Origin of the sequence: Acinetobacter sp. 809848, assembly GCF_000581275.1 — a bacterium.
GTDB classification, from domain to species: Bacteria; Pseudomonadota; Gammaproteobacteria; order Pseudomonadales; family Moraxellaceae; genus Acinetobacter; species Acinetobacter pittii.
Genome location: NZ_JEXG01000013.1, coordinates 62,446 through 84,485, shown reverse-complemented (window position 1 = coordinate 84,485; position 22,040 = coordinate 62,446). Strand labels below are relative to the sequence as shown.

At 39.5% G+C, this 22,040-nt stretch carries 23 protein-coding genes and 1 riboswitch; of the genes, 8 read left to right on the top strand and 15 right to left on the bottom strand.

What is annotated here, in order from left to right; genetic code table 11:
- Positions 1–6 precede the first annotated feature (6 nt).
- The 8 genes from J536_RS13515 to J536_RS13480 form a co-directional block, all read right to left on the bottom strand.
- Positions 7–333 carry an H-NS family nucleoid-associated regulatory protein gene (locus tag J536_RS13515; RefSeq protein ID WP_000801427.1) on the bottom strand — a complete coding sequence of 109 codons (327 nt, stop codon included), beginning with the start codon at positions 331–333 and terminating at the stop codon, positions 7–9.
- Between the two features lie 194 nt (positions 334–527).
- Positions 528–968 (bottom strand): acyl-CoA thioesterase, encoded by a 441-nt coding sequence (locus J536_RS13510; RefSeq protein WP_017400180.1) that lies wholly within the window; start codon positions 966–968, stop codon positions 528–530.
- A gap of 7 nt (positions 969–975) precedes the next feature.
- Positions 976–2,169 carry a membrane protein gene (locus tag J536_RS13505; RefSeq protein ID WP_032063109.1) on the bottom strand — a complete coding sequence of 398 codons (1,194 nt, stop codon included), beginning with the start codon at positions 2,167–2,169 and terminating at the stop codon, positions 976–978.
- A 9-nt stretch (positions 2,170–2,178) separates the two neighbouring features.
- Positions 2,179–3,021 (bottom strand): hypothetical protein, encoded by an 843-nt coding sequence (locus J536_RS13500; protein ID WP_032063108.1) that lies wholly within the window; start codon positions 3,019–3,021, stop codon positions 2,179–2,181.
- A gap of 8 nt (positions 3,022–3,029) precedes the next feature.
- Positions 3,030–3,797: a uroporphyrinogen-III synthase gene (locus J536_RS13495; RefSeq protein ID WP_005065765.1), complete on the bottom strand. Its 768-nt coding sequence runs from the start codon at positions 3,795–3,797 to the stop codon at positions 3,030–3,032.
- A gap of 3 nt (positions 3,798–3,800) precedes the next feature.
- Positions 3,801–4,718 (bottom strand): hydroxymethylbilane synthase, encoded by a 918-nt coding sequence (hemC, locus tag J536_RS13490; RefSeq protein WP_031945258.1) that lies wholly within the window; start codon positions 4,716–4,718, stop codon positions 3,801–3,803.
- A 100-nt stretch (positions 4,719–4,818) separates the two neighbouring features.
- The gene (locus J536_RS13485) at positions 4,819–5,559 is read right to left on the bottom strand and encodes a LytR/AlgR family response regulator transcription factor (RefSeq protein WP_005065762.1); all 741 of its coding nucleotides are present in this window, start codon (positions 5,557–5,559) and stop codon (positions 4,819–4,821) included.
- Between the two features lie 60 nt (positions 5,560–5,619).
- Entirely contained in the window at positions 5,620–6,759 is a 1,140-nt protein-coding gene (locus tag J536_RS13480; protein WP_032037680.1) for a sensor histidine kinase, read from the bottom strand.
- On the opposite strand from J536_RS13480, the gene argH reads away from it, so the two are divergent.
- Entirely contained in the window at positions 6,750–8,183 is a 1,434-nt protein-coding gene (gene argH, locus J536_RS13475) for an argininosuccinate lyase (protein ID WP_002121138.1), read from the top strand. The genes J536_RS13480 and argH overlap by 10 nt on opposite strands.
- A gap of 9 nt (positions 8,184–8,192) precedes the next feature.
- Positions 8,193–8,462 carry an oxidative damage protection protein gene (locus tag J536_RS13470; protein ID WP_000089995.1) on the top strand — a complete coding sequence of 90 codons (270 nt, stop codon included), beginning with the start codon at positions 8,193–8,195 and terminating at the stop codon, positions 8,460–8,462.
- A gap of 306 nt (positions 8,463–8,768) precedes the next feature.
- On the opposite strand, the gene phoU is transcribed toward J536_RS13470, so the two are convergent.
- The 4 genes from phoU to J536_RS13450 all read right to left on the bottom strand — a co-directional run bounded on the left by phoU (position 8,769) and on the right by J536_RS13450 (position 12,503).
- A complete protein-coding gene (gene phoU / locus J536_RS13465; RefSeq protein ID WP_000075183.1) occupies positions 8,769–9,491 on the bottom strand; it encodes a phosphate signaling complex protein PhoU in 723 nt (240 codons plus the stop codon).
- A gap of 105 nt (positions 9,492–9,596) precedes the next feature.
- On the bottom strand, positions 9,597–10,928 hold the full coding sequence (locus J536_RS13460; RefSeq protein ID WP_080779830.1) for a TolC family outer membrane protein: 1,332 nt from the start codon (positions 10,926–10,928) through the stop codon (positions 9,597–9,599).
- Between the two features lie 95 nt (positions 10,929–11,023).
- The gene (locus J536_RS13455) at positions 11,024–11,929 is read right to left on the bottom strand and encodes a DMT family transporter (protein WP_005065752.1); all 906 of its coding nucleotides are present in this window, start codon (positions 11,927–11,929) and stop codon (positions 11,024–11,026) included.
- Positions 11,922–12,503 (bottom strand): TetR/AcrR family transcriptional regulator, encoded by a 582-nt coding sequence (locus J536_RS13450; protein ID WP_032063106.1) that lies wholly within the window; start codon positions 12,501–12,503, stop codon positions 11,922–11,924. The genes J536_RS13455 and J536_RS13450 overlap by 8 nt, the downstream gene beginning before the upstream one ends.
- A 108-nt stretch (positions 12,504–12,611) precedes the next feature.
- Here J536_RS13450 and J536_RS13445 point away from each other — a divergent pair, with 108 nt between their 5' ends.
- The 6 genes from J536_RS13445 to gluQRS all read left to right on the top strand — a co-directional run bounded on the left by J536_RS13445 (position 12,612) and on the right by gluQRS (position 18,995).
- Entirely contained in the window at positions 12,612–13,694 is a 1,083-nt protein-coding gene (locus J536_RS13445; protein WP_032063105.1) for a hypothetical protein, read from the top strand.
- Positions 13,695–13,728: 34 nt separating this feature from the next.
- Positions 13,729–13,863, top strand: a riboswitch (TPP riboswitch).
- A gap of 89 nt (positions 13,864–13,952) precedes the next feature.
- The gene (gene thiC, locus J536_RS13440; protein ID WP_001072861.1) at positions 13,953–15,830 is read left to right on the top strand and encodes a phosphomethylpyrimidine synthase ThiC; all 1,878 of its coding nucleotides are present in this window, start codon (positions 13,953–13,955) and stop codon (positions 15,828–15,830) included.
- A 75-nt stretch (positions 15,831–15,905) separates the two neighbouring features.
- Positions 15,906–16,532: an NUDIX domain-containing protein gene (locus J536_RS13435; RefSeq protein WP_005065745.1), complete on the top strand. Its 627-nt coding sequence runs from the start codon at positions 15,906–15,908 to the stop codon at positions 16,530–16,532.
- A 4-nt stretch (positions 16,533–16,536) separates the two neighbouring features.
- Positions 16,537–17,349 (top strand): 3',5'-cyclic-AMP phosphodiesterase, encoded by an 813-nt coding sequence (gene cpdA, locus J536_RS13430; protein WP_032063104.1) that lies wholly within the window; start codon positions 16,537–16,539, stop codon positions 17,347–17,349.
- 211 nt (positions 17,350–17,560) lie between these two features.
- Positions 17,561–18,097, top strand: a complete 537-nt coding sequence (gene dksA / locus J536_RS13425) for an RNA polymerase-binding protein DksA (RefSeq protein ID WP_002121205.1) — start codon at positions 17,561–17,563, stop codon at positions 18,095–18,097.
- 1 nt (position 18,098) lies between these two features.
- Entirely contained in the window at positions 18,099–18,995 is an 897-nt protein-coding gene (gluQRS, locus tag J536_RS13420; RefSeq protein ID WP_005065740.1) for a tRNA glutamyl-Q(34) synthetase GluQRS, read from the top strand.
- Between the two features lie 49 nt (positions 18,996–19,044).
- Here the strand turns inward: gluQRS and ftsW are convergent, their stop codons facing one another.
- The 3 genes from ftsW to J536_RS13405 form a co-directional block, all read right to left on the bottom strand.
- The gene (gene ftsW, locus J536_RS13415; protein WP_005079447.1) at positions 19,045–20,241 is read right to left on the bottom strand and encodes a putative lipid II flippase FtsW; all 1,197 of its coding nucleotides are present in this window, start codon (positions 20,239–20,241) and stop codon (positions 19,045–19,047) included.
- Between the two features lie 24 nt (positions 20,242–20,265).
- Positions 20,266–21,612 (bottom strand): UDP-N-acetylmuramoyl-L-alanine--D-glutamate ligase, encoded by a 1,347-nt coding sequence (gene murD / locus J536_RS13410; protein WP_032063103.1) that lies wholly within the window; start codon positions 21,610–21,612, stop codon positions 20,266–20,268.
- Between the two features lie 160 nt (positions 21,613–21,772).
- Entirely contained in the window at positions 21,773–22,024 is a 252-nt protein-coding gene (locus J536_RS13405) for a DUF6587 family protein (RefSeq protein ID WP_005065734.1), read from the bottom strand.
- Positions 22,025–22,040 lie beyond the last annotated feature (16 nt).

Here is a 22,040-nt window from a genome sequence, read left to right as displayed (position 1 = left end):
ATTTGATTAGATTAAGAAATCTTCAAGTTTTGCGCCTTTTTCAATTTCAGCAACTAACCAGCGTGGTTGTTTACCGCGACCAGTCCAAGTCTCTTCAGCATTGTTTTTGTTGCGGTAACGAGGCTCAACAGATTTACGAGTTGTTTTCTTACGTTTTTGAGCACCAAACTCAAGAAGTTGCTCAACACTGAAACCTACATTTTCAGCAATCTCGATAATTTGATTATAAGCATCTTCGATTGCTTGATCTTTTTTACTTGCAATTAAAGCTTCTGCTTCTTCTTGTAAGCGTTTTAACTCTTCAACAGATAATTCACTGATATCCGGTTTCATTAATAAATACTCCAGTCTTACAGACAATTCAAAATAATACAGACAAAATTTAAAAACATAAAATCAAGACCAATATTATTTATAATCTATTCAATAAGCAATAGTTTGAAAGCCGTGTTCATCAGAATAACCAAAAAAATTACCTTTTAATTACATTACCAATTATAAATGAAATATATTTTATTAATATTTATTTAAGATAAATGTATTAAGTCATGCCCAACTGATTTTTCTAGCTCAATAATTTTTTGTTTTATTTCCTGTGGTATTTCACATTTTCGTTCTGTTAATTTATCTACGCATACCATAACAGCTTCACCAGTAGCGACTATTTGTTGTTGGGTTTCACTCCACAATATATAAGCCATACGGAATGCGCTATTACGGAGCTCTTCCACGCGAACACCAACTTTCAATATGTCAGGATAAAAAACAGGCTTTAAATATTTACACTGGCTTGAAGCTACCACGGTATATAAATGTGGGGTTAATATATTGATTGCTTCCATATATAAAATACGTGAGCTTTCAATATATCGATAATATTGTACATTATTGACATGACCGAAAGCGTCCATATCTCCCCACGCTACTTTCTGTTCATATATTACTGGGTAGACAGACAGTTCTTTCATTTTTACCTCATATTTTAAACTTTAAAAAATTTGCATCATTTTCAAAGATTAGATTTAACTGTTTGATTAACACGTCATCTTCTTTAAGCGTAGACTTAATGCATAAATAGCTCATTAAAATATTATCTGGATATAATGATAATAATGTTTCAGCTTCTGTTTGACGTCCAGTTGCCATATAGACATGCCATTTTGCAAAGGTTAAAACTGGCAAATTCATATATTGATTTTCAAATTGAATAATTTTTTCTTCAACATCGGTATAGTCTGGAACTTGTTTAAGCAACTGCTGCTGAAACCATAGATAAAACACTTCTGGGTCAAACTGCTCTTTTAACAAATGTAGCGTTAAGGCCGCATGCTGCATGCTCATATCTGGCATACGTGCTAATAATTTTAGCCATAACAACTTACTGCTATAAGGTCGAGTTTGAATTTCGGACTCTAAATCCAAATAACGTTGCTGCAAGGCATGTAAGTCATCAATAAAGGCTTGGTCAAATTGCTGAAGAAGTTGTTGCAACCATAAATCACGGTGCTCAGCATCTAGCAAACCATATTTCATGGAACGTAAATATACCCATGGATGTTGCAGCGCTAATTGCCCCCATAAAGCCGTTAATCTTTGCTGGTAAGCAGTTTCTATTTCTTGTAACCACGGTGATAACTGGTGTTGATATAAAAATTCGAGATGAGTTAATGCACGATCGGCTTCATTTTCGGCTAAAAAGATTTCAATTCGCTGTAACTCTGCCAATTCAAATGCCATCGGTGGTGATTGATCGAGAGCAGCCAATGCTTTTGGATAGTCCCCACTTAAAACCAGAAACTTGGCATCGATAATATTTTTTAAAAGCCCTGATTGAGTAAAAACACGTTCAATAAATACACGTTGATCTTCGGCCGCTTCTAATAACCAAACAATACCTAATTGTTCATAGGGATGAAGGTTTTTAAACTGGAAGATGTTTTCACTTTTTCTTTGTTCACGAGATGAATAACGTTTAATCCACAGCCACAAGAGTTGAGCAATAAAACTCATCACTACAAAAGTAAGAGTTAATCCCCAGACATTTGTTTGTAGCTGCAATTGTCGCCAGTAAATATAGACATACCCCATTCCATAGCCATAACTAAATAAAGCTAGGGCTGCAAAGAGTATTAAGCTGATTACGAAATAAACCCACAGGAGGTGTTTCATATATCCTCCTTATGAGCCGATTAGCCCAAGTGTAGAAAGTTTAGGAACAGGCACGATAGATAAATGTGCCACTTTAGCAATACGTTTTTTTAACTGCTGACTGGTTGCATCAGGCATTTCATCTAACTTTTGCATCACAGATTGCAACTCATTTTGATACTCAGTCATTTTTCCTTGATTGAGTGCCTGTTCGGCAATTAACAATCTTAATTGCACTTCTTTAAGCACAACGCTTCGACTCATTAAATTAATAGACGGCGTTTCTACTTTTTCTATACGGAACCACTTTTTCCACCAAGACACAGTCTCGGATTGATCCATTTCAAGTTTAGGCTGGGCTAAGGCTTGTTGAATATTCTTATCAATGTTCTGTAATAAATCATCGATTAATTGATGGCGTTGATTTTGAGCCAAAGTAAACTGTTGAACTGCCTGTTTATCCTGCTCGAGCGATTGATTCAAGCTATGCTGCAATGCAGGAGCAATTTCATAGTGTACAAGCGATTGCTGTAACTGATTTAATTGATCAACTGCATAAATCAACTGCTGCTGATCAATCGCAAATTGAATTAAATCTAACTTTTGTTTAATTAAAACTGTAGGTGCAATACCTGTCGGTGGAGCTTCCGGTTGAACTACTGAATTGGTTTTATTCCCTGTACTTACGGGTTGATTCTGCAACTGTCGCTGTAAAGCAACCAATTGATCATTTAAATTGGCATAGTGCTGTTCGGATTGCAGCAGACTTTGTTTAAGCTCGGGAACAGTACGAGAAATTTGCCACATATCGTAACTGAGCTTAGCCAACCAAGCTACGCCCAGTAAAATGATGATAGAAACAAGTTTTCTCATACGAATCCTTATAATGCCTGAATGTGATGAATCATCCCCGAAGGCGATAAATTTTCAAGTTGAATAATGTGAAAATGAGCCTGTTGCTGATCGCGATACTCTTTAACAATTTGAAAAAGACGAGGCCCTAAAACCAGATATACACCATCAGGTTGTACATTATTTTTTGAACAAAGCTCTAACCAATATTTCCAGCTCGCTTCACTGGTAATTAAGACGAGCCATTTATTTAAATTATAATTTGAATTCTGTGTCAGATGTTTGAATGTAGAATATGAAGCTTCTGGGCACTGCCGATGATATAGAACAAAATTTAAAATCTGAATTCCTTGTTGTTGCAAGGTCTCCATCATAAATTGGCGTCCACCTTCTCCCCGCCAAAAAGCCACACTACCCGTCTGTTGCATATTGTGCAGAATAGGTAGGTTCAACATCCCCTCAGAAGTTTCAACATCTGGGATATGTGCTTCTATTCCATATTCGTTTAGACAATTGGCTGTTGCTTGCCCTACCGCAATCCACTGAATATGTTTTAAGTCGCTAATTTTTAAACCACTTTTTACTAAATACTCCATACCCAATTCAACAGCAGTTGGGCTGACGACAACAATAGCTTGCGCCTTAATTAATTGTTGGTAAAGCTGAAGTAAGTGTTCAGAAAAGGGTTTTGCAACGAGCTCTAAAAGGGGTAAAGACTCAACCTGATAACCTTCATTTTGCAAAGCTTCTGTTAGTTCAGCTGCACGCGAATCAGGTCGAGTATTAATAAACAGCATGGTTTAGTAGAGGGCCTTTAATAGCTCGCCAGCACCTTGATCAAGTAAGTTTCGAGCAAGGTTTTCACCCAATTGCTGAGCATTATTGGCCTCATCTGTTAGTTCAGCACGTAATAATGTTTGGCCATCAGGGCTTCCAACACGACCTTCGATATGGATTTGACCATTTTGCAGTGTGGCATAACCTGCAATTGGGACCTGACAACCGCCTTCAAGATAGGCATTAAATGCACGTTCAGCACGTACACAAACATCTGTTTCTTCGTGTAATAAAGGTTGAATTAAAGCCAATACATCTTGGTCAGCTGCACGGCACTCTAAACCCAATGCACCTTGTCCCACAGCAGGCAAACTAATATCTGGTGTTAAACAATGACGGATACGTTCCGACAACCCTAAACGCTTCAAACCAGCACTGGCTAGAATAATTGCATCATATTGACCGTCATCTAGCTTCGCTAAACGTGTGCCAACATTTCCACGCAAGTCAATAATTTGTAAATCAGGACGTTGTTTTAATATTTGAGATTTACGACGTAGGCTTGATGTACCAACTTTTGCACCTTGTGGTAAATCAGCGAATGTTTCAAAACGATTAGAAACAAAAGCATCTAACGGATCTTCACGCTCACAAATTACTGCTAAAGTTAAACCTTCAGGCAAAGCCATTGGGACATCTTTCATTGAATGTACAGCTAAGTCCGCACGCCCATCTAAAAGTGCTGCTTCCAACTCTTTAACGAACAGCCCTTTACCCCCAATTTTTGCTAAAGGCGTATCTAAGATTTTATCGCCCTGCGTGACAAATTTAACCAATTCCACCGTTAAATCAGGGTGAAGCTCCTGTAAACGGGCACGAATATGTTCTGCCTGCCAAAGAGCAAGTGGGCTTTGTCGTGTAGCAATTTTCAAGGTTTTCATAAATTCAAGCATGGGCTGGTCAAACAATACACCCTAAACTTAACTTGATCCCTTAAAATTGCAAGTAAAATCTCGCAAGTCCAAGATAACTCTTTTAAATTTAGAGCTGATGAATTCGCTCTCTAAGCGTAGACAAATGTCGACGGCTCACTGAAAGTCGCTCATCAAGGCCTCGCAATCTAACCTGATATTGCCCCGAACTAATCAGTTCCAACCCATCTAAATATGCAACCGCAACCAACGCATTTCGATGAATACGAATAAACTGATCTGCAAATTCGGTTTCAAGTTCTTTTAATGTTTCATCTATTAATACACTGCCATTTTTATGTCTCACAGTGACATATTTCTGATCTGCTAAAAAGTAATAGATATTTTCAACAGGAATCAGCTCAACACCACGATAGGTTTTTGCGGCAATTTGATGACGCTGTGTTTTTAAATCTTGTAAAAGCTCAGAATTCGGTAATGCATTGAGTTGTGCTTGAGTAAGTTGAGTTAGCTGAGTTAAAGCTTGCTCAAGTTCAACCGGATCAATCGGTTTAAGAAGATAAGCTTGAGCCTGAGCTTTAAAAGCTTCTAATGCATGCTGATCGTAGGCGGTACAAAATACAATCGCAGGTCGAGGATTTAGCTGACTTAACTGTTCTGCACAGACAAGCCCATTCATACCTGGCATTTGAATATCAAGCAAGATTACATCCGGTTGATGAAGCCGTGCTTGTTCCAATGCCTCCTGTCCATGATGAGCCGTTGATACAACCTCATGTCTCATCTTTGAAACTAAACGTGATAAACGCTCCACTGCAAGTGGTTCATCATCACAAATTAGCACCTTCATTCATCCTCCTTGTCACCGTTAACTTGGTCCATTTTTTTATGGTTAACTCTGACTGACTTATTATTTTGTTTGATATTGATAGCTCATAATAGTGGTATATAAAGCTTCACCTTTATAAACCTGAAATCTAACGGTGTTCCCATAATACGCTTTCAGGCGCTGCTTAACATTTTCAAGAGCGATTCCATGCCCTTTCCGTGAATTTATTGTATCGTCTGTATATGGGTTGGTAATGACTATACTGACCTGATTTTGCAATATTTCAACCAATACCCCTATAGTTGCTTTGCCCATCATTGGTTCTACCCCATGAAAAATACTATTCTCTAACAAAGGTTGTAATGTCAATAAAGGAATAGTGATCTGTTTTAATTGCACAGATGAAAGCTCGATCTTCCAGTCTATTTTTAAACGTTCTCCCAAACGGACCTGTTCAATCATTAAATATTGTTTACTCAGCTCGATTTCTTCATGCAGACTCACCAATTTTAATTCTTGGAAACTTGCTCGAAATAAACGCGACAAACTAATGAGCATGCTTTCTGCTTTATCTGGATCTATCGCAATTAAACTCACCACATTATTTAAACTATTGAATAAGAAGTGAGGATGAATTCGTGCTTGCATGGCCTGAATACGGGCATTTAACTCGGCATATTGCTGATGCAACCATTGTTCCCTGACATATAAATAACGTAAGCAGAAAGCCCCGAGTAATATTCCATAGCTTAGATATAAAGGTACATTGGTAAAATAAATACTCCAGCCCTGCGTTAAAGAAGCATGTTTATTTAAAAGACCAAACTGAAAAAAATTACTCATTAAAGTGGTCAAAACAACAATACTTTGCAGCATGACAAAACCAATAGCCAAAGCAAATTCTTGACGCAAGCTGCTAAAAAAACCTTGAAAGTGTTCAACCAATGCAAAAAAGGACAATATTACCCAGTTAATAAAAATGATGTATTGAAAAAGCCTTCCCCCGCTTAAGGCTTGCCAAGACTGCGCTTCAGCCAATGCCAAGACCAGTGCCAAAACATTACTTGCGATAATTAATTCGAATAAGTGTTGCCAACGCCCGCTTTTCGTAAAAAAATAGGAGGAATTTTGATTTCGGTATGCTGTAGGAAACAACTTTGTTTGTTGAGCTTCGGCAAGTGATATACTCTTTTTTATTTTACTGAGCCACCATGACCACATCTTCAAATCCCCCTAATTCAGTAACCCCAGACCAAACCTCAGGTATGTGGGGTGGTCGTTTTTCTGAAGCGACGGACGCTTTTGTAGCCGAATTTACCGCCTCTGTTCAGTTTGACCAGCGTTTTTATAAGCAAGACATCGCTGGTTCGATTGCGCATGCTACCATGCTTGCGAAAGTTGGCGTACTGACAGAAGCAGAACGCGATGACATTATTGAAGGTTTAAGCACCATTCGCTCAGAAATTGAAGCTGGAAACTTTGAATGGCGCATCGATCTTGAAGATGTTCACATGAACATTGAATCACGTTTGACTCAACGTATTGGCATTACAGGTAAAAAATTACACACAGGCCGTAGCCGTAACGATCAGGTTGCAACTGATATTCGTCTTTACCTGCGCGACGAAATTGATGATATTTTAAAATTATTAGAACGTTTACAAAAAGGCTTGTTAGGCTTGGCTGCCAAAAATGTAAATACAATTATGCCAGGCTTTACACACCTACAAACTGCTCAACCTGTGACTTTTGGTCATCACTTGTTAGCATGGTTTGAAATGTTAGTGCGTGACACTGAACGACTTCAAGACTGCCGTAAACGTGTTAATCGTATGCCACTTGGTTCTGCCGCTCTTGCTGGTACAACTTATCCGATTGACCGCGCATATACAGCAGAACTTTTAGGTTTTGAAGCTGTATCTGAAAACTCTCTTGATGCTGTATCTGACCGTGACTTTGCCATCGAATTTAATGCGGCAGCTGCACTCATCATGATGCATTTATCACGTATGTCAGAAGAGCTCATTCTTTGGACTTCTGCACAGTTCAAATTTGTGAATATTCCTGACCGCTTCTGTACTGGTTCTTCAATCATGCCACAGAAGAAAAATCCGGATGTTCCAGAACTTATTCGTGGTAAATCTGGCCGTGTATTTGGTGACTTAATTAGCTTACTTACGCTCATGAAAGGTCAACCATTGGCATACAACAAAGATAACCAAGAAGACAAAGAACCTTTATTTGATGCAATCGATACGGTTCGTGGTTCACTCATGGCATTTGCAGACATGATTCCTGCATTGGTTCCAAATATTGAAATCATGCGTGAAGCTGCTCTTCGTGGATTCTCAACTGCAACTGACCTTGCTGACTACTTAGTGAAAAAAGGCGTTGCGTTCCGTGATGCGCATGAAATTGTAGGTAAAGCTGTTGCATTAGGTGTTGCGGAAGAAAAAGACTTATCTGAACTCACACTTGAGCAATTACAGCAATTCTCTGACTTAATTACAGCAGATGTGTTTGACAAAGCCTTAACTCTAGAAGCTTCTGTAAATGCTCGTGATCATATTGGTGGAACTTCTCCAAAACAGGTTGAAGCTGCAATTGCGCGTGCCCATACACGTTTAGAACAGTTATACGCTTAAGGATAAAACATGAGTCGCCAAGTATTTTGCCGTAAATATCAAAAGGAAATGGAAGGTTTAGACTTCGCTCCTTTCCCAGGTGCTAAAGGCCAAGATTTTTTTGAAAATGTTTCTAAACAAGCATGGCAAGAATGGTTACAGCATCAAACTACGCTCATTAATGAAAAGCGTTTAAACGTGTTTGAACCAGAAGCTAAAAAGTTTCTGGAAGAACAACGTGAGAAATTTTTCAATAATGATGAAAGCGTAGAAAAAGCTGAAGGCTGGAAACCAGAATAATCGGTTTGTTTTAGCTTACTCATCATTAAAAAGGCGGGTCTATATACATAGATCCGCTTTTTTTTACGTGAAACTTACACAAACATAAAAAGCCTTACATAGAGCGCACAGGACTCTACATGACATCAAAAAGCGAAGAACTTAATATCACTCTATAGCAAGAAGAACACGATCCCTGTCGTGTTTATGCACTTGATTTTCTGTCCTGAACTTCCCCCCAAAGTTCGGGACATTTTTTTATCTATTATTTTTTAAAAACAAAAAAGCCTTGTTTTAAACAAGGCCTTTAAATATTTCAGCTCAAGATTACTTTTCGTGGACTTTGGCTTCAATTTCTTCAATTTTGGTATGACGAGCATCAAAGCCTTTCGCCATATAAATCACTTGCTCAGCAATGTTACGTGCATGATCGCCAATACGCTCTAATGAACGTAAAACCCACATGACATTAATCACACGAGCAATATGGCGCGGGTCTTCAATCATATAGGTCATTAATGTACGTGTTGCTGATTGATATTCACGGTCAATGTCAGCATCCGCTAAAAGTACACGTAAAGCTTGATCTGCATCTAAACGTGCAAAAGCGTCAAGTGCATCATGAATCATGACACGAACTTGGTTACCAATATGACGTGTTTCCATGTAGCCACGCGGCGACCCGCCTTCTTCACACAGGTTTTGTGCAATACGGGCAATTTTCGCTGCTTCATCACCAATACGCTCAAGGTCAGTATTGGCTTTGCTCATGGCAATAACCATACGCAAATCAATCGCTGCCGGATGACGACGCGCCAAAATTAATGTTAAGCCTTCATCGATATCACGTTCATATTGATTGACTGCATTATCTTTAAATTGAACATCAATCGCTAAATTTGCGTCTGTATCAAGTAAAGAATGGATTGCATTTGCAACCTGCTGTTCGACCAAGCCACCCATGGTCATAAACTTTGTGTTTACATCTTGCAAATCTTCATTAAATTGAGAAGAAATATGATGGCTTAACACCGGATTACTCGGACTCAAGGGAAGCCTCCAACATGATGGCGCGGGAATAAAATGATTGAGCATTAAAACACAGCAATCATTAAGTTTTTATGACAAAATTAAATTTCAGATAAAAGCTTTTAATTACTGATAAGTTAACCAGCTATTAAGCTCAACCAGATCTTTTTCACCTAACTGGCCTACCGCAGCTTTTAAACGAAGCACATTCAATAAATAGTCATACTGAGCATTAAGATAATCCTGTTTTGCAGAAAAAGCATTACGCTGCGCCAATAAAACATCAACCATACTTTTTAAGCCTTCGTTATAACTCGCTTTTGAAGCTTGAGAAACTAAAGAAGATGAATCCATTGCAGCCTTTCTTGCTTCAAGTTTGGCTTGATCTGTGTCTACCTGCATAAACGCACTTTTCACATCGACATTGGCACGGCGAATGGCTGCATCAAGTTGTGCCTGCGCTTTACTGGCTTCTACAGTGGCTTTTTTAATTGATGTTCGGGTCCGTCCACCATTAAATAGATTCCAGTTCATTTCTACCCCAACCTGATCAAATTTTCCGTCAGTCGAAATGAGTGTCTCTGGTGTTTGTTTAGTATAGCCATAACTTGCTACGGCATCTATTTGAGGATAAAGCGCTGCCTTTTCGACACGGCGCTGATCTTCACTATATTTTTGCTGTAAACGTGCTTGCTGAATCTTTAAATTTTTTTGCTGCGCCAAAGAAAGCCAGTCATTAAGCTCTGCCGGATAAGGCTTTTGAAAACTAAAATCACTGCGCAGTACAGCGAGTTTATCTTGATAAGAACCAATATATTCAGACAGCTGCTCTTGAGCTAAAAGTAATTGAACATTGGTTGAAATACGATTGGCTCTGGCATTTTGATATTGAGCATTTGCTTCACTCACATCACTACGCGCCACCAAACCTTCTTTGAGTTTGGCATTCATCATATTGAGCTGCTCAAGCAAAGCTTTTTCTTCTTGTAAGTATGCAACACTCAATGCCTGCTGACGCAACACATTGAAATAGGCTTCTGCCACATTTAAAACATGATCTTGTTTTTGCAGCCTTAAGGTAATTTCACTTAAGGCAACCGAAGTTTTAACTTGCTTATAACCTTCCCAAGCATCCATTCGAAATAATGGCTGACGTGCAGTGAGAGTGGCTTGTCGAGTCGTTGATGTATTACTTACCAAAGCATCTGACAGGCCTTCTTGATCAACACCCGGAAAGTTTGAACGTTTTACAGTTTGTCGATTACGAGTAATGTTTCCAGACAATGTGACAGTGGGTAATAATGCCCCTGTTGCCAAGCCTAAATTAAGTTGATCTGCTTCAAATTGTTGTTGATTGGCTTGCCACGTTGGGTCATTTTGTTTTGCGCGCTCATAAGCTTCAACCAAATCTAGAGCAAAACTCGAAGATGCAAAACTCCAAAGGCCAACAGCGACCATTAATTTTATTTTCATTGTTCAAATCAACGATAAAACTTGCCTTTAAGACTAAGAAAAATTCAAATCAAACTCAAGCCATTAAAAGTTTTAGTTTTTTAAGCGTTCTTAGTTTTTGACAATATTAAAATACAAATAAAAATCAAAAACATGCCTATCCAACCTACCCATGAAACATGCTCGCCAACCAAAACAATCGCAAAAATCGCAGCGACTAAGGGTTCGAATAAAGTTAGGGTGGTCGCTTTGCTGGCATTTACTGTTTTTAGACCAAATCCAAAAAGCAAATAACCTAAAAACATAGGAATCAGCATCATATAACCAGCCACAAGTAGATTGGTTGAGCTTTGTAGTAACCCTCCACCTGTAATCAACAAAGTAGGCAGTAAAATAACCGCTCCACCGCCCATAATCATACCCATTGCAGCTTTAGCAGCAACACCCCGATCTATTAATCTTTTCGCGGCCCATGAATAAAGCGAATAAGTTGTAGCAGCGACCAGCCCAAGCAAAATACCGAAGTATTTATTCCATTGATTTGTACTCTCTTGAACCGCATGACTTTCGCCCATCGACAACATACTTACACCAAGCACACCGCACACAAAACTTAGAAACCAGATAGCCGATAAAGCTTTGCGATCAAAGAATCGTTCTAAAATTGCTGCGATTAGTGGAGCAGTACCAATTGAAACCACGGTGCCAATCGTAATACCTGCATAATGCATTGAAGAATAAAAAGCCAAGGGATAAATACCCACCGCCGCTATGCCTAAAAGCAGTATTGAAATATTTTCCCTTATAAACTGGCGGTTTTCGCGTATTGCTCGTGATGCAACCAAAGCTTGTAAAAGGCCTCCACCGCCCATCGCTACAGCGCCAATAGCAAGTGGGCCAAGTGTCGGTGCAAATGCTGCCGCCGTACCTGTTGTTCCCCACAAAACAGAAGCAACTAAAATTGCAATTGTGCCTCCATAGCTACTATTTTTAATGAGGCTAATCATATGGACATTCTCTATTTAAAATGTCTTCTGCCATTTGTTTTGCTAATAGAAGTTGACGGCTGTTTCCTTCTAGGCCTGCTCGTGCCATAGAACCCTCTAAAAGAAAAGAAAGCTGCGTAGCCACATAGTTAACGCGCTGTGACTCTGGGATTAATTTTTTTAAATGCTCAGCAACAATAGCCTCCACTTCTTCTTTATGCTGCCTTACAGAACTACGCCCTGTACTATTGGCCGGAAACTCAGCCGCAGCATTCAATAACCCACAACCTCGAAAGCCTTTTTCATAGGCAAATTCCGCATGGTCTTGATAGGCATCAAATACGGCCAAGATGGCTTCTTTAGCTGTTTTTATTTTTTCTAAACGCTTTTGGTAGAGATCAAGCCACTCTTGATGGCGTGCAGCAATGTAGGCATCGACAAGCTCACCTTTTGAAGAAAAATTATTATAAAGCGACATCTTCGCAACATCTGCTTTAGCCGTAACTGAGTTAATTCCAGTTGCAGTAATGCCATCGTTATAAAACAAAGTTGAAGCGGCATCGAGAATTTTCTGTCTTGCTGTTTTATCATTCATAGTTTTTTAATTAAGTAGACCGACCTACCTAATAATAAAGATTTCTAACAATGATGCAATCTTTTTAAGCGTTATAATTTGAGCAATATTAATTTCTATAAAAGTACAATGATGAAAAAAGTTCTAATAATGAGTATGTGCGGTGCACTACTTTTAGCTGGATGTAATAAAACATCAGAGCAAGATCAGGCTGTATCTAAAGAGCAAAAACCAACTGAGCAAAAGGCCACTCAAAAACAAGACAGTAGCTGCTTACAAATTATGGTAGCTATGCACACGATTAATCAAAACAGCAAAATAGAAGACTTAAATCAAATTAATGAAAAGCTTAAAATCTGTGTTCCCTCTTTAAAAAATCATGAGCAGCTTAAGCTGATTAATGCATCAACTGCCATGTATCAACGTTTTCTAAAACAAGACTACACTGAAAAAACAGGTAGAGCTTTTGAAGCATTTGGCTATGCCGTTTTAGAACAGAAACAAGACCTTAAAAAGGTTATTCAAAGTCAGAAAAAGCTCTTCGCCCAACTGAGCCCACGTGATCAATATTTACTTCAACATGAAGGGCAAGCCTATATTGAGCTGCTCTATCAAGGTGAAGGTATGTTTACTTATCGCCGTCAACCGAACTACTTAGTTGATGTTTTTTCTAAGGCTTTACCCGCTGACCAGAAAGAATTTTTATCTCGTATGGCAAAAGACAATCAAGACATTTTCTATAACGATGGTGCTTTGGCTGTTTCATGGAAAGAGCTTACTGAACGTGCTTTATTTTGGGAAAAGTTTATTCAAAAATATCCAAAGAGTTATTTTATTAATGATGCCAAAATACTCTTTAATGAATATCGATACTTCATTTTCTTTGGTCTAGATAACACACCTGTGTCAAATGAATATGCCCCGAACACATGGTTTGACCCTGATGCACTTCAGCAAATCCGCTTTTTATCAACTCAGAGCCAATCAAGTTTAGCGAAACCTGCCCAACAATTTCTTAAATTTATTGCCACCCCTGTCGATGAGCGCAATAAGCAATTTAAAATAGATTTAACTGATGAAAATGGGCAAAAGAAATCTACCTATCAGATTGTGCATGAACAACTTGAACAGTTATTAAAATTTGATTCGCCATGGAACACAGAAGTCTATCGTGACTGCCATATAGATGCGGTTTGTATAGATACAAATTGACAATGCCAGCCAACCTAAAACATGTTAGTCTTTAAATCGCTTGACGGAGCGCGAGTAATAGCTCGCTGAGATTGTGTAAATTTCGTGTTATCGCAACACCAGTTTGATCACAAGTACCGTTGAACCTGATCAGGTTAAGACCTGCGTAGGAATCAAGCCATCTGAAAACCTAAGCCCTCAATTTATCTAGTTCAAGATAAATCCGCCATCGTTTTTGGTCGTGCTTGATTCGTTGATGTTATTCATAAGGATCATGTGATGAACCAATTAACGAATCTCTCTTCTGCTGAAATTTCAGCACAACATGAACAAGATGCAAAAGACTTAACCCGCATCTTACCCGCTTCTAAAAAAGTTTATATTGAAGGCTCTCGCCCTGATATTCAGGTTCCAATGCGAGAAATTTCTTTAACCGATACTCCAACTGGCCTTGGTGGAGAGCACAACCCACCTATTATGGTATATGACACTTCAGGTGTTTATACTGACCCGAATGTTCAAATTGATTTAAACAAAGGTTTACCTTCAGTTCGTCAAAAATGGATTGAAGAGCGTAACGATACTGACGTTCTTTCTGGCCTAACTTCAAAGTTTGGACAGGAGCGTTTAAAAGATATTCGTACTGCTGATATTCGCTTTGCACATATTCAAAACCCACGCCGTGCTAAAGCAGGCAAAAATGTCACTCAAATGCACTATGCCAAGCAAGGTATTATCACGCCTGAAATGGAATATATTGCAATTCGTGAAAATCAGCGTCAACGCGAAGCTGTAGATATGCGCCAGCACCCAGGTCAAAACTTTGGTGCGAAAAACTTAAAAGAAATTACACCTGAGTTTGTTCGCCAAGAAGTTGCCGAAGGCCGCGCTATTATTCCTGCCAACATTAACCACCCAGAACTTGAACCAATGATTATTGGCCGTAACTTCTTGGTTAAGATTAATGCCAATATTGGTAACTCAGCACTTGGTTCTTCAATTGATGAAGAAGTTGCGAAAATGACTTGGGCAACCCGTTGGGGTGCCGACACCATTATGGACTTGTCTACAGGTAAGAACATTCATGAAACACGTGAATGGATTATTCGTAACTCACCAGTTCCAATCGGTACCGTACCAATTTATCAAGCACTTGAAAAAGTTGATGGTGTTGCAGAGAACCTGACTTGGGAAATCTTTAAAGACACGCTTATTGAACAAGCTGAACAAGGTGTTGACTACTTCACCATTCACGCAGGTGTATTGCTTCGCTATGTGCCACTTACAGCAAACCGTTTAACAGGTATTGTGTCTCGTGGTGGTTCAATCATGGCGCAGTGGTGTCTCGCTCATCATGAAGAGAACTTCTTATACACACACTTCGATGAAATCTGTGAAATCATGAAAGCCTATGATGTGTCATTTAGCTTAGGCGATGGCTTACGTCCGGGTTGTATTCAAGATGCAAATGACGAAGCGCAGTTCAGCGAACTTAAAACACTGGGTGAGCTGACTCACCGTGCATGGGAACATGATGTTCAGGTCATGATCGAAGGTCCGGGTCACGTACCAATGCACATGATTAAAGAGAACATGGACTTACAGTTGGAAGTGTGTAAAGAAGCTCCATTCTATACGCTTGGGCCTTTAACCACAGATATCGCTCCGGGTTATGACCACATTACTTCTGCTATTGGTGCAGCCATGATTGGCTGGTATGGCACAGCAATGCTTTGCTATGTGACACCTAAAGAACATTTAGGTTTACCAAACAAGAAAGATGTAAAAGACGGAATTATTACCTACAAGATTGCAGCACACGCAGCCGATCTTGCCAAAGGTCATCCGGGTGCACAGGTTCGTGATAATGCCTTGTCTAAAGCACGTTTCGAATTCCGTTGGGACGACCAGTTCAACCTAAGCCTAGACCCAGATACAGCACGCAGCATGCATGACGAGACTTTACCAAAAGAAGCGCATAAATCTGCTCACTTTTGCTCAATGTGTGGTCCAAAATTCTGTTCGATGAAAATCACCCAGAATGTTCGTGACTATGCCAACAATCTCACCAATAGCGATTCAGAGGTTGAAGAAGGCCTCAAAGCGATGAAAGAGGTTTATCAAGAGCAAGGACAAAAACTGTATCATAAAGTGTAAATATTCAAAAAAAACACTTGCCTAGCCCTGATTCTCGGTTAGGATGAAATAAATAGATTTCGTCCTGATCGAATCATGAGTATTGTCGAGCGTCCAAGTTATACATCTAAAGATGTCGAAGTAACATCACGTGAACCTCTGTTCAGTGGTTTTATTCAAGTTGAAAAAGTCAGCCTTCGACATCGTCTATTTAATCAATCTGAATATACTCCTGTATTGCAGCGCGAACTTGTGCATCGGCCTGAAGCGGCTGGCGTTCTACTCTACAATGATCAAAAACAACAGTTTGTCCTGATTGAACAGTTTCGTGTTGGTGCTTTAGATGACTCCCATTCGCCATGGCAACTCGAAATTATCGCAGGTGTATTAGATGGCAATGAATCACCAGAAAGTTGCATTCGACGCGAGAGTCTTGAAGAATCAGGCTGCGAAGTTCAGGATTTAGAACATCTATTTAGTTTTTACCCATCAGCTGGCGCCTGTTCAGAGTTATTTCATCTGTATGTTGCTGAAACCAATTTACCTGCTGTAGGCGGTGTTTTTGGGGTAGATAATGAGGGTGAAAATATTCAGCTGCATTTGTTTAGTTATAGTGAGATTCAAACACTACTCGACAGCGGACGTTTAAGAAATGCCCCTGTTATTATGGCATTACAATGGCTGGCTCAACACAGCAAAACGATAATAAATCCGAAGAGGTAGGACGGTGACTTTTCAAGTCTCAACACTTTCACAAAAAAATCATGTCATTATACAAATTACCGATACCCACCTATTGGAGTATCCGCATTTAGAATTTGTGGGTATGAATCCTGAAGAAAGCTTTCATGCCATTATTCAACAGATACTTAATAAACATCCTGAAACTGATACAATTATCCATACCGGGGACCTAGCTCAGGCACCAACGCCTATTACCTACAAACGTTATATTCAATATATGCAAACGCTTGGTCTGCCCTTTTTTCAGACCTTAGGTAATCATGACAATGTTGACCATTTTCCATTGCATAAAGAGAATCATCAGGAACCTGTGGTCATTTGCTTAGGGAACTGGCGGATTATTCTATTAAATAGTGCGGTAAAAGGTCATATTGATGGACATCTATCAGCAGAACAGCTAGAGAACTTAACGGCTTTACTTGAAGAGTATGCAGATAACCCGATTTTGCTGGCTTGTCATCACCACCCTTTTGCCATGAAGTCAAAATGGATTGATCATCACAAGTTACAAAATTCTAATGCTTTGCTTACAGCATTAACGCCGTTTAAAAATGTAAAAGCTTTGGTCTGCGGGCATGTTCATCAAGACTCAATCAACATTTGGCAAGGGGTCGAATTTTTCTCTACACCTTCGACAAGTGTTCAGTTTAAACCCTTTAGTAATGATTTTGCTTTAGATCAAAATGCTCCCGGCTACCGTTACATTCGTCTAAAAAACGATGGTAGTTTTGAAACAGAAGTCTTCCGTCTTGAAAATTTTCAAGGCCATATAAACACTGATATTTCAGGCTATTAGCCCTATTTCTTATATGCTTATATATAATTATGACTGGGGTAAACACGTTTTGAAAATATTTACGGGTCGGAATGACTATCATCTTGCAGGAAAAATCTATATGATGACGACCCGATGGGAAAATCCCATCGATGGTTTTCTATAAAAACACTTGCATATCACCATATTTTTTGCGTATAGATAATACGTGTATGATGAGGAATGCCCTATTATGGCGAATGACAACCACAACCAAGTTTTGGATGAACATACAGAAGTTGTAGTGGAAGGTGACAAAGCTTCTGCAAAACGTGCACGTAAAGTGAAACCTAAAACTTCTGACATAGGCACAACTGCAAGTTTATTTGGTATTGCACCTTATCAACCTAAGAAAAATGAAGAGTACATGTCTGAAGGACAGCTCGAGCATTTCCGACAAATTCTGCAAGCATGGAAAGCTGAATTAATGTCTGAAGTTGATCGTACTTTAAATACGATGCAAGACGAATCAACTGCACTGCCAGATGTAAACGACCGTGCTACCCAAGAAGAAGAATTTGCAATTGAATTACGTACACGTGACCGTGAACGTAAGTTAATTCGTAAAATCGAACAATCTATGGAAGCTATTAAGAATGAAGACTACGGTTTCTGTGAAACTTGTGGTATTGAAATCGGCTTACGTCGTTTAGAAGCACGTCCAACTGCAACTTTATGTATTGATTGCAAAACTTTGGCAGAAATCAAAGAGAAGCAAAATAACGGTTAATATGACCGCTGTAGCTACTCAAGAAAAGCCTAGCTTTTCATACTCAGGTCGGTTTGCGCCATCGCCAACCGGCCCTTTGCATTTTGGATCACTCATTACTGCTGTTGCCAGCTATTGCGATGCAAAAGCCCATCAAGGCAAATGGCTGGTTCGTGTCGAAGATACAGATATCCCTCGTATTTATCCCGGCAGTGAAGAGCATATTCTTACATCACTTGAAGCCTTCCAATTCGAACCTGATACAGAGATCATCTTTCAAAAAAATCGTTTAGACATTTATGAAAGCGTATTAGACCAACTCAAAAAAGAAGGTCTTATCTATGCATGTCAATGTACCCGCAAAATGCTTGGTTCAAATGCAATCTATGCAGGTACTTGCCGCGATCTCAATCTTGATTTTCAAGGTCAAGCGATTCGGGTAAAAGTTCAAGATCAGCAGATCTGTTTTGATGACCGATTGCAAGGAGTACATTGCTCCAATCTACAACACGATCTTGGAGATTTTGTTCTTAAGCGCCGTGATGGGATTATTAACTATCAACTTGCGGTCGTTGTGGATGATTATCTACAAGGTATTACCCATGTCGTTCGAGGCGCGGACTTATTAGATAACACCGAACGTCAGATTTGGTTAGCTCAGCTTCTAGGTTATCCTAAATTGAGCTATATGCACCTTCCCCTTGCAATGAATGACCAAGGGCAAAAGCTCTCTAAACAAAATCTTGCTCAAGCACTCGATTTATCAAAAGCGCCTGAATTACTTCAAAAAGCAATACTGGCCTTGGGACAACCCAACGTTGATTTAGATCAGCCTAGAGCGATGCTCAAACAGGCTGTAGCGCAGTGGAATGTTGATTTGATTCCTCATGTGCAAGAGCTCAGCGGAACATATCTATAAATAATAAAAAAGCCCGATTTGATATCGGGCTTTTTTATGATGTCTAATTTTAGAAGTTTGACTCTTCTCGTTCTGGGTTGACTTCTTGTGTTGATGCATCAATCTTTAAGATTAAGCTAATCATCGCAGCACACATCATTAAAGACGTACCACCATAACTAATGAATGGCAAAGTCAAACCTTTAGTTGGCATTAAGCCCATATTCATGCCCGCATTTACTAAAATCTGGAGCAAGAAAATAATACTAATGCCGTAAGCTAAATAGCCTGCGCGAAGGTAATGATGTTTCAAAGCACGGTGACCAATTTTGATACAACATGCCAGCATCAAGAAAGACAAGCCAATAACAATCGAAATACCCACGAAACCAAACTCTTCACCTAGCACTGCCAACATAAAGTCGGTATGTGCTTCAGGTAAATAAGATAGTTTTTGTACACTGTGGCCTAAGCCTGTACCAAACCATTCACCACGACCAAAAGCCATTAATGCATTTGATAACTGATAACCTACACCTAATGGATCTGCCCATGGGTCAGTAAACGAAATTAAACGCTGGAAACGGTAGGGTTCAAATAAGATCAAAAACACAATACCTGTGACAATCGCACCAAGCATGATTAAGAACTGAGTTGGCGGCGCGCCCGCTAAAAAGAACACACCAACCATCATCATGACAATAACGACTGTTGCCCCTAAGTCAGGCTCAGCAATAATCAAACCAACCGTGATTGCCATTACCCCACTTAAACGCAGCAGGCCTTTCCAATGAGTACGAACCTCTTTGGCACGGCGCACAACATAGTCTGCGGTAAAGATTGCCATCATGACTTTGGCAACCTCGGTTGGCTGTAAGGTAAAGCCACCGATCTTAATCCAGCGTGTAGAACCGTTCACTTCCGAACCCACCACCAAAGCAGCAAGCAACAGAACCATGGTTAATAACCACAGCGGGAAGGTATTTTTAAACCACGTATTCAGTGATATTCGATAGGTCAAATAAGCCACTACACCCGCAGCGACAATCGAAATACCATGACGAATCACATAGTGAAATGGGTTTTCATGCATATATTCAGCATAGGGCATCGAAGCGGACGCCACCATCACTGAACCGATACACAACAATGCAACGACACAGAAAATCAGGACATTACGTGGCGTCACTTCCGCTGGCCATTTAGGCAATATCCGTTCATACCAATGATTGATTTTCTGGATTGTGGTCTGAGCTAAGCCTGCCATACTACATTCCTAATCATGTTTTCTTTAAACCAACGAATTGACGCAGGCAACAAACTGCTGACCACGGTCATTATAACTTTTAAACATATCAAAACTTGCACATGCTGGTGATAACAACACCACATCTTCTGCCTGTGTTTCACGTTGAGACAGCTCTACAGCTTCTTTAAGCGTTGCTGCATGTAAAATTTTGGTTGCGCCTTGAATTGCTTGTTCAATCACCGAAGCATCCTCACCAATCAATACCACAACTTTGGCATATCTTTCGATAGAAGAACGTAATGGTCCAAAATCCTGACCTTTACCTTGCCCACCTAAAATCAAGGCAACCTTTCCTTTTTTCACTTCAATGGCAGCGCCTAAACCATCAATTGCTGCAAGCGTAGCACCAACGTTAGTGCCTTTAGAGTCATTGTAATAACGTACATCATGCACAGTCTTTACATATTCACAGCGATGCTCTAAGCCTTTAAATTGTTTTAAGGTTTCAAGCATAGATTCCATAGGCAGGCCTATTGCCTCACCTAATGCTAGACAAGCTAAAGCATTTGCTACGTTGTGCATGCCTTGAATATATAAATCTGAGCTTTTAATTAAACGCTGTAAACCACGCGCAAGCCAAAGCGTGCCATCGCCATCTCTTAAAACACCATATTGATTTAAATCTGGTGCATTTAAACCAAAGCTTTGCATTGGTGTTGTATCTGGAACGAGAGGACGACTTAAAGCGTCATCACGGTTAAATACTACTTTTTTAACGCCTTGGAAAATACGGTGTTTTGCTTGATGGTAACCCAACATATTGCCGTGACGATCTAAGTGGTCTTCACTCATATTGAGAACCACAGCAACTTCAGCATTTAAGTGAGACGTGGTTTCTAGCTGAAAACTTGATAGCTCAACTACAATTAATTCAGGTTGATCTTTTAATAAATCTAGAGCTGGGCGTCCAAGATTGCCACCCACAGCAACTTTCTTACCCGCATCTTTAGCCATTAAACCAATTAAAGTCGTTACTGTACTTTTAGCATTAGAGCCAGTGATCGCTACAATAGGCACATCAGTTGCACGGCGTAATAATTGAATATCACCTACCACAGAAATACCTTTAGCAATAGCTGCCTGAATTTCCGGTAATTGCGGTGCAAGGCCTGGGCTTAAAATAATTTCTTCTGCTTGTAATAATAATTCTTGGTCAAGTTGACCGAAACTGGTTTTAACACCAGCTGGGATCTGATCATGCCCTGGTGGCGTGGGACGAGAATCTGTTACTGCAACTTGGTAGCCTTGTTCATGCAGGAAATTTACAGCAGAAACGCCTGATATTCCCAAGCCTGCTACAACTTTTAACCCACCACGTTGTATTAACATTTTTGCCCCACAATTTATCAATCGACAGAATGGCAAAAATGTTAGCACTTTGCTGTTTTGAATGCTTTTTCAGTTTGAACTTTATTCATCTTTTTTTGTGTCAGTGCGTAAAAAAGCCATCAATATGATGGCTTTTTAAACGAAACAAGGAATACTAAATTTATTGCCATTTAATCGGCTTAATTTCTTGAACTGTATTGGTAGGTTTATCTTCGCTTGAACACCCACAACCGCCAGCACAACCAAAGGCTATTTTCGGTTTAAGCCATTTTGCCAAAGTTACCCAACCTTGCTTTTCGCAAAATGCTGAGAGTGAAGAAAAGACTGAATTTGCTGTTTTTGGAAATACTTTCTTAAAAACAACTACAGCACTCCAAATCACTAAAACCGCAATAATCAGATATTGAACCATATACAACCTCCTTTAT

Excerpts from the sequence above, each read along its gene's own strand:
- thiC (WP_001072861.1), top strand. The coding sequence starts at position 13,953 with ATGAACCAATTAACGAATCTCTCTTCTGCTGAAATTTCAGCACAACAT.
- argH (WP_002121138.1), top strand. The coding sequence starts at position 6,750 with ATGACCACATCTTCAAATCCCCCTAATTCAGTAACCCCAGACCAAACC.
- J536_RS13480 (WP_032037680.1), bottom strand. The coding sequence starts at position 6,759 with ATGTGGTCATGGTGGCTCAGTAAAATAAAAAAGAGTATATCACTTGCC.
- J536_RS13515 (WP_000801427.1), bottom strand. The coding sequence starts at position 333 with ATGAAACCGGATATCAGTGAATTATCTGTTGAAGAGTTAAAACGCTTA.
- gluQRS (WP_005065740.1), top strand. The coding sequence starts at position 18,099 with ATGACCGCTGTAGCTACTCAAGAAAAGCCTAGCTTTTCATACTCAGGT.
- J536_RS13510 (WP_017400180.1), bottom strand. The coding sequence starts at position 968 with ATGAAAGAACTGTCTGTCTACCCAGTAATATATGAACAGAAAGTAGCG.
- J536_RS13470 (WP_000089995.1), top strand. The coding sequence starts at position 8,193 with ATGAGTCGCCAAGTATTTTGCCGTAAATATCAAAAGGAAATGGAAGGT.
- dksA (WP_002121205.1), top strand. The coding sequence starts at position 17,561 with ATGGCGAATGACAACCACAACCAAGTTTTGGATGAACATACAGAAGTT.
- J536_RS13445 (WP_032063105.1), top strand. The coding sequence starts at position 12,612 with ATGATGAAAAAAGTTCTAATAATGAGTATGTGCGGTGCACTACTTTTA.
- J536_RS13405 (WP_005065734.1), bottom strand. The coding sequence starts at position 22,024 with ATGGTTCAATATCTGATTATTGCGGTTTTAGTGATTTGGAGTGCTGTA.
- J536_RS13495 (WP_005065765.1), bottom strand. The coding sequence starts at position 3,797 with ATGCTGTTTATTAATACTCGACCTGATTCGCGTGCAGCTGAACTAACA.
- J536_RS13500 (WP_032063108.1), bottom strand. The coding sequence starts at position 3,021 with ATGAGAAAACTTGTTTCTATCATCATTTTACTGGGCGTAGCTTGGTTG.
- ftsW (WP_005079447.1), bottom strand. The coding sequence starts at position 20,241 with ATGGCAGGCTTAGCTCAGACCACAATCCAGAAAATCAATCATTGGTAT.
- J536_RS13435 (WP_005065745.1), top strand. The coding sequence starts at position 15,906 with ATGAGTATTGTCGAGCGTCCAAGTTATACATCTAAAGATGTCGAAGTA.
- J536_RS13485 (WP_005065762.1), bottom strand. The coding sequence starts at position 5,559 with ATGAAGGTGCTAATTTGTGATGATGAACCACTTGCAGTGGAGCGTTTA.
- murD (WP_032063103.1), bottom strand. The coding sequence starts at position 21,612 with ATGTTAATACAACGTGGTGGGTTAAAAGTTGTAGCAGGCTTGGGAATA.
- J536_RS13455 (WP_005065752.1), bottom strand. The coding sequence starts at position 11,929 with ATGATTAGCCTCATTAAAAATAGTAGCTATGGAGGCACAATTGCAATT.
- J536_RS13460 (WP_080779830.1), bottom strand. The coding sequence starts at position 10,928 with ATGGTCGCTGTTGGCCTTTGGAGTTTTGCATCTTCGAGTTTTGCTCTA.
- hemC (WP_031945258.1), bottom strand. The coding sequence starts at position 4,718 with ATGAAAACCTTGAAAATTGCTACACGACAAAGCCCACTTGCTCTTTGG.
- J536_RS13450 (WP_032063106.1), bottom strand. The coding sequence starts at position 12,503 with ATGAATGATAAAACAGCAAGACAGAAAATTCTCGATGCCGCTTCAACT.
- J536_RS13505 (WP_032063109.1), bottom strand. The coding sequence starts at position 2,169 with ATGAAACACCTCCTGTGGGTTTATTTCGTAATCAGCTTAATACTCTTT.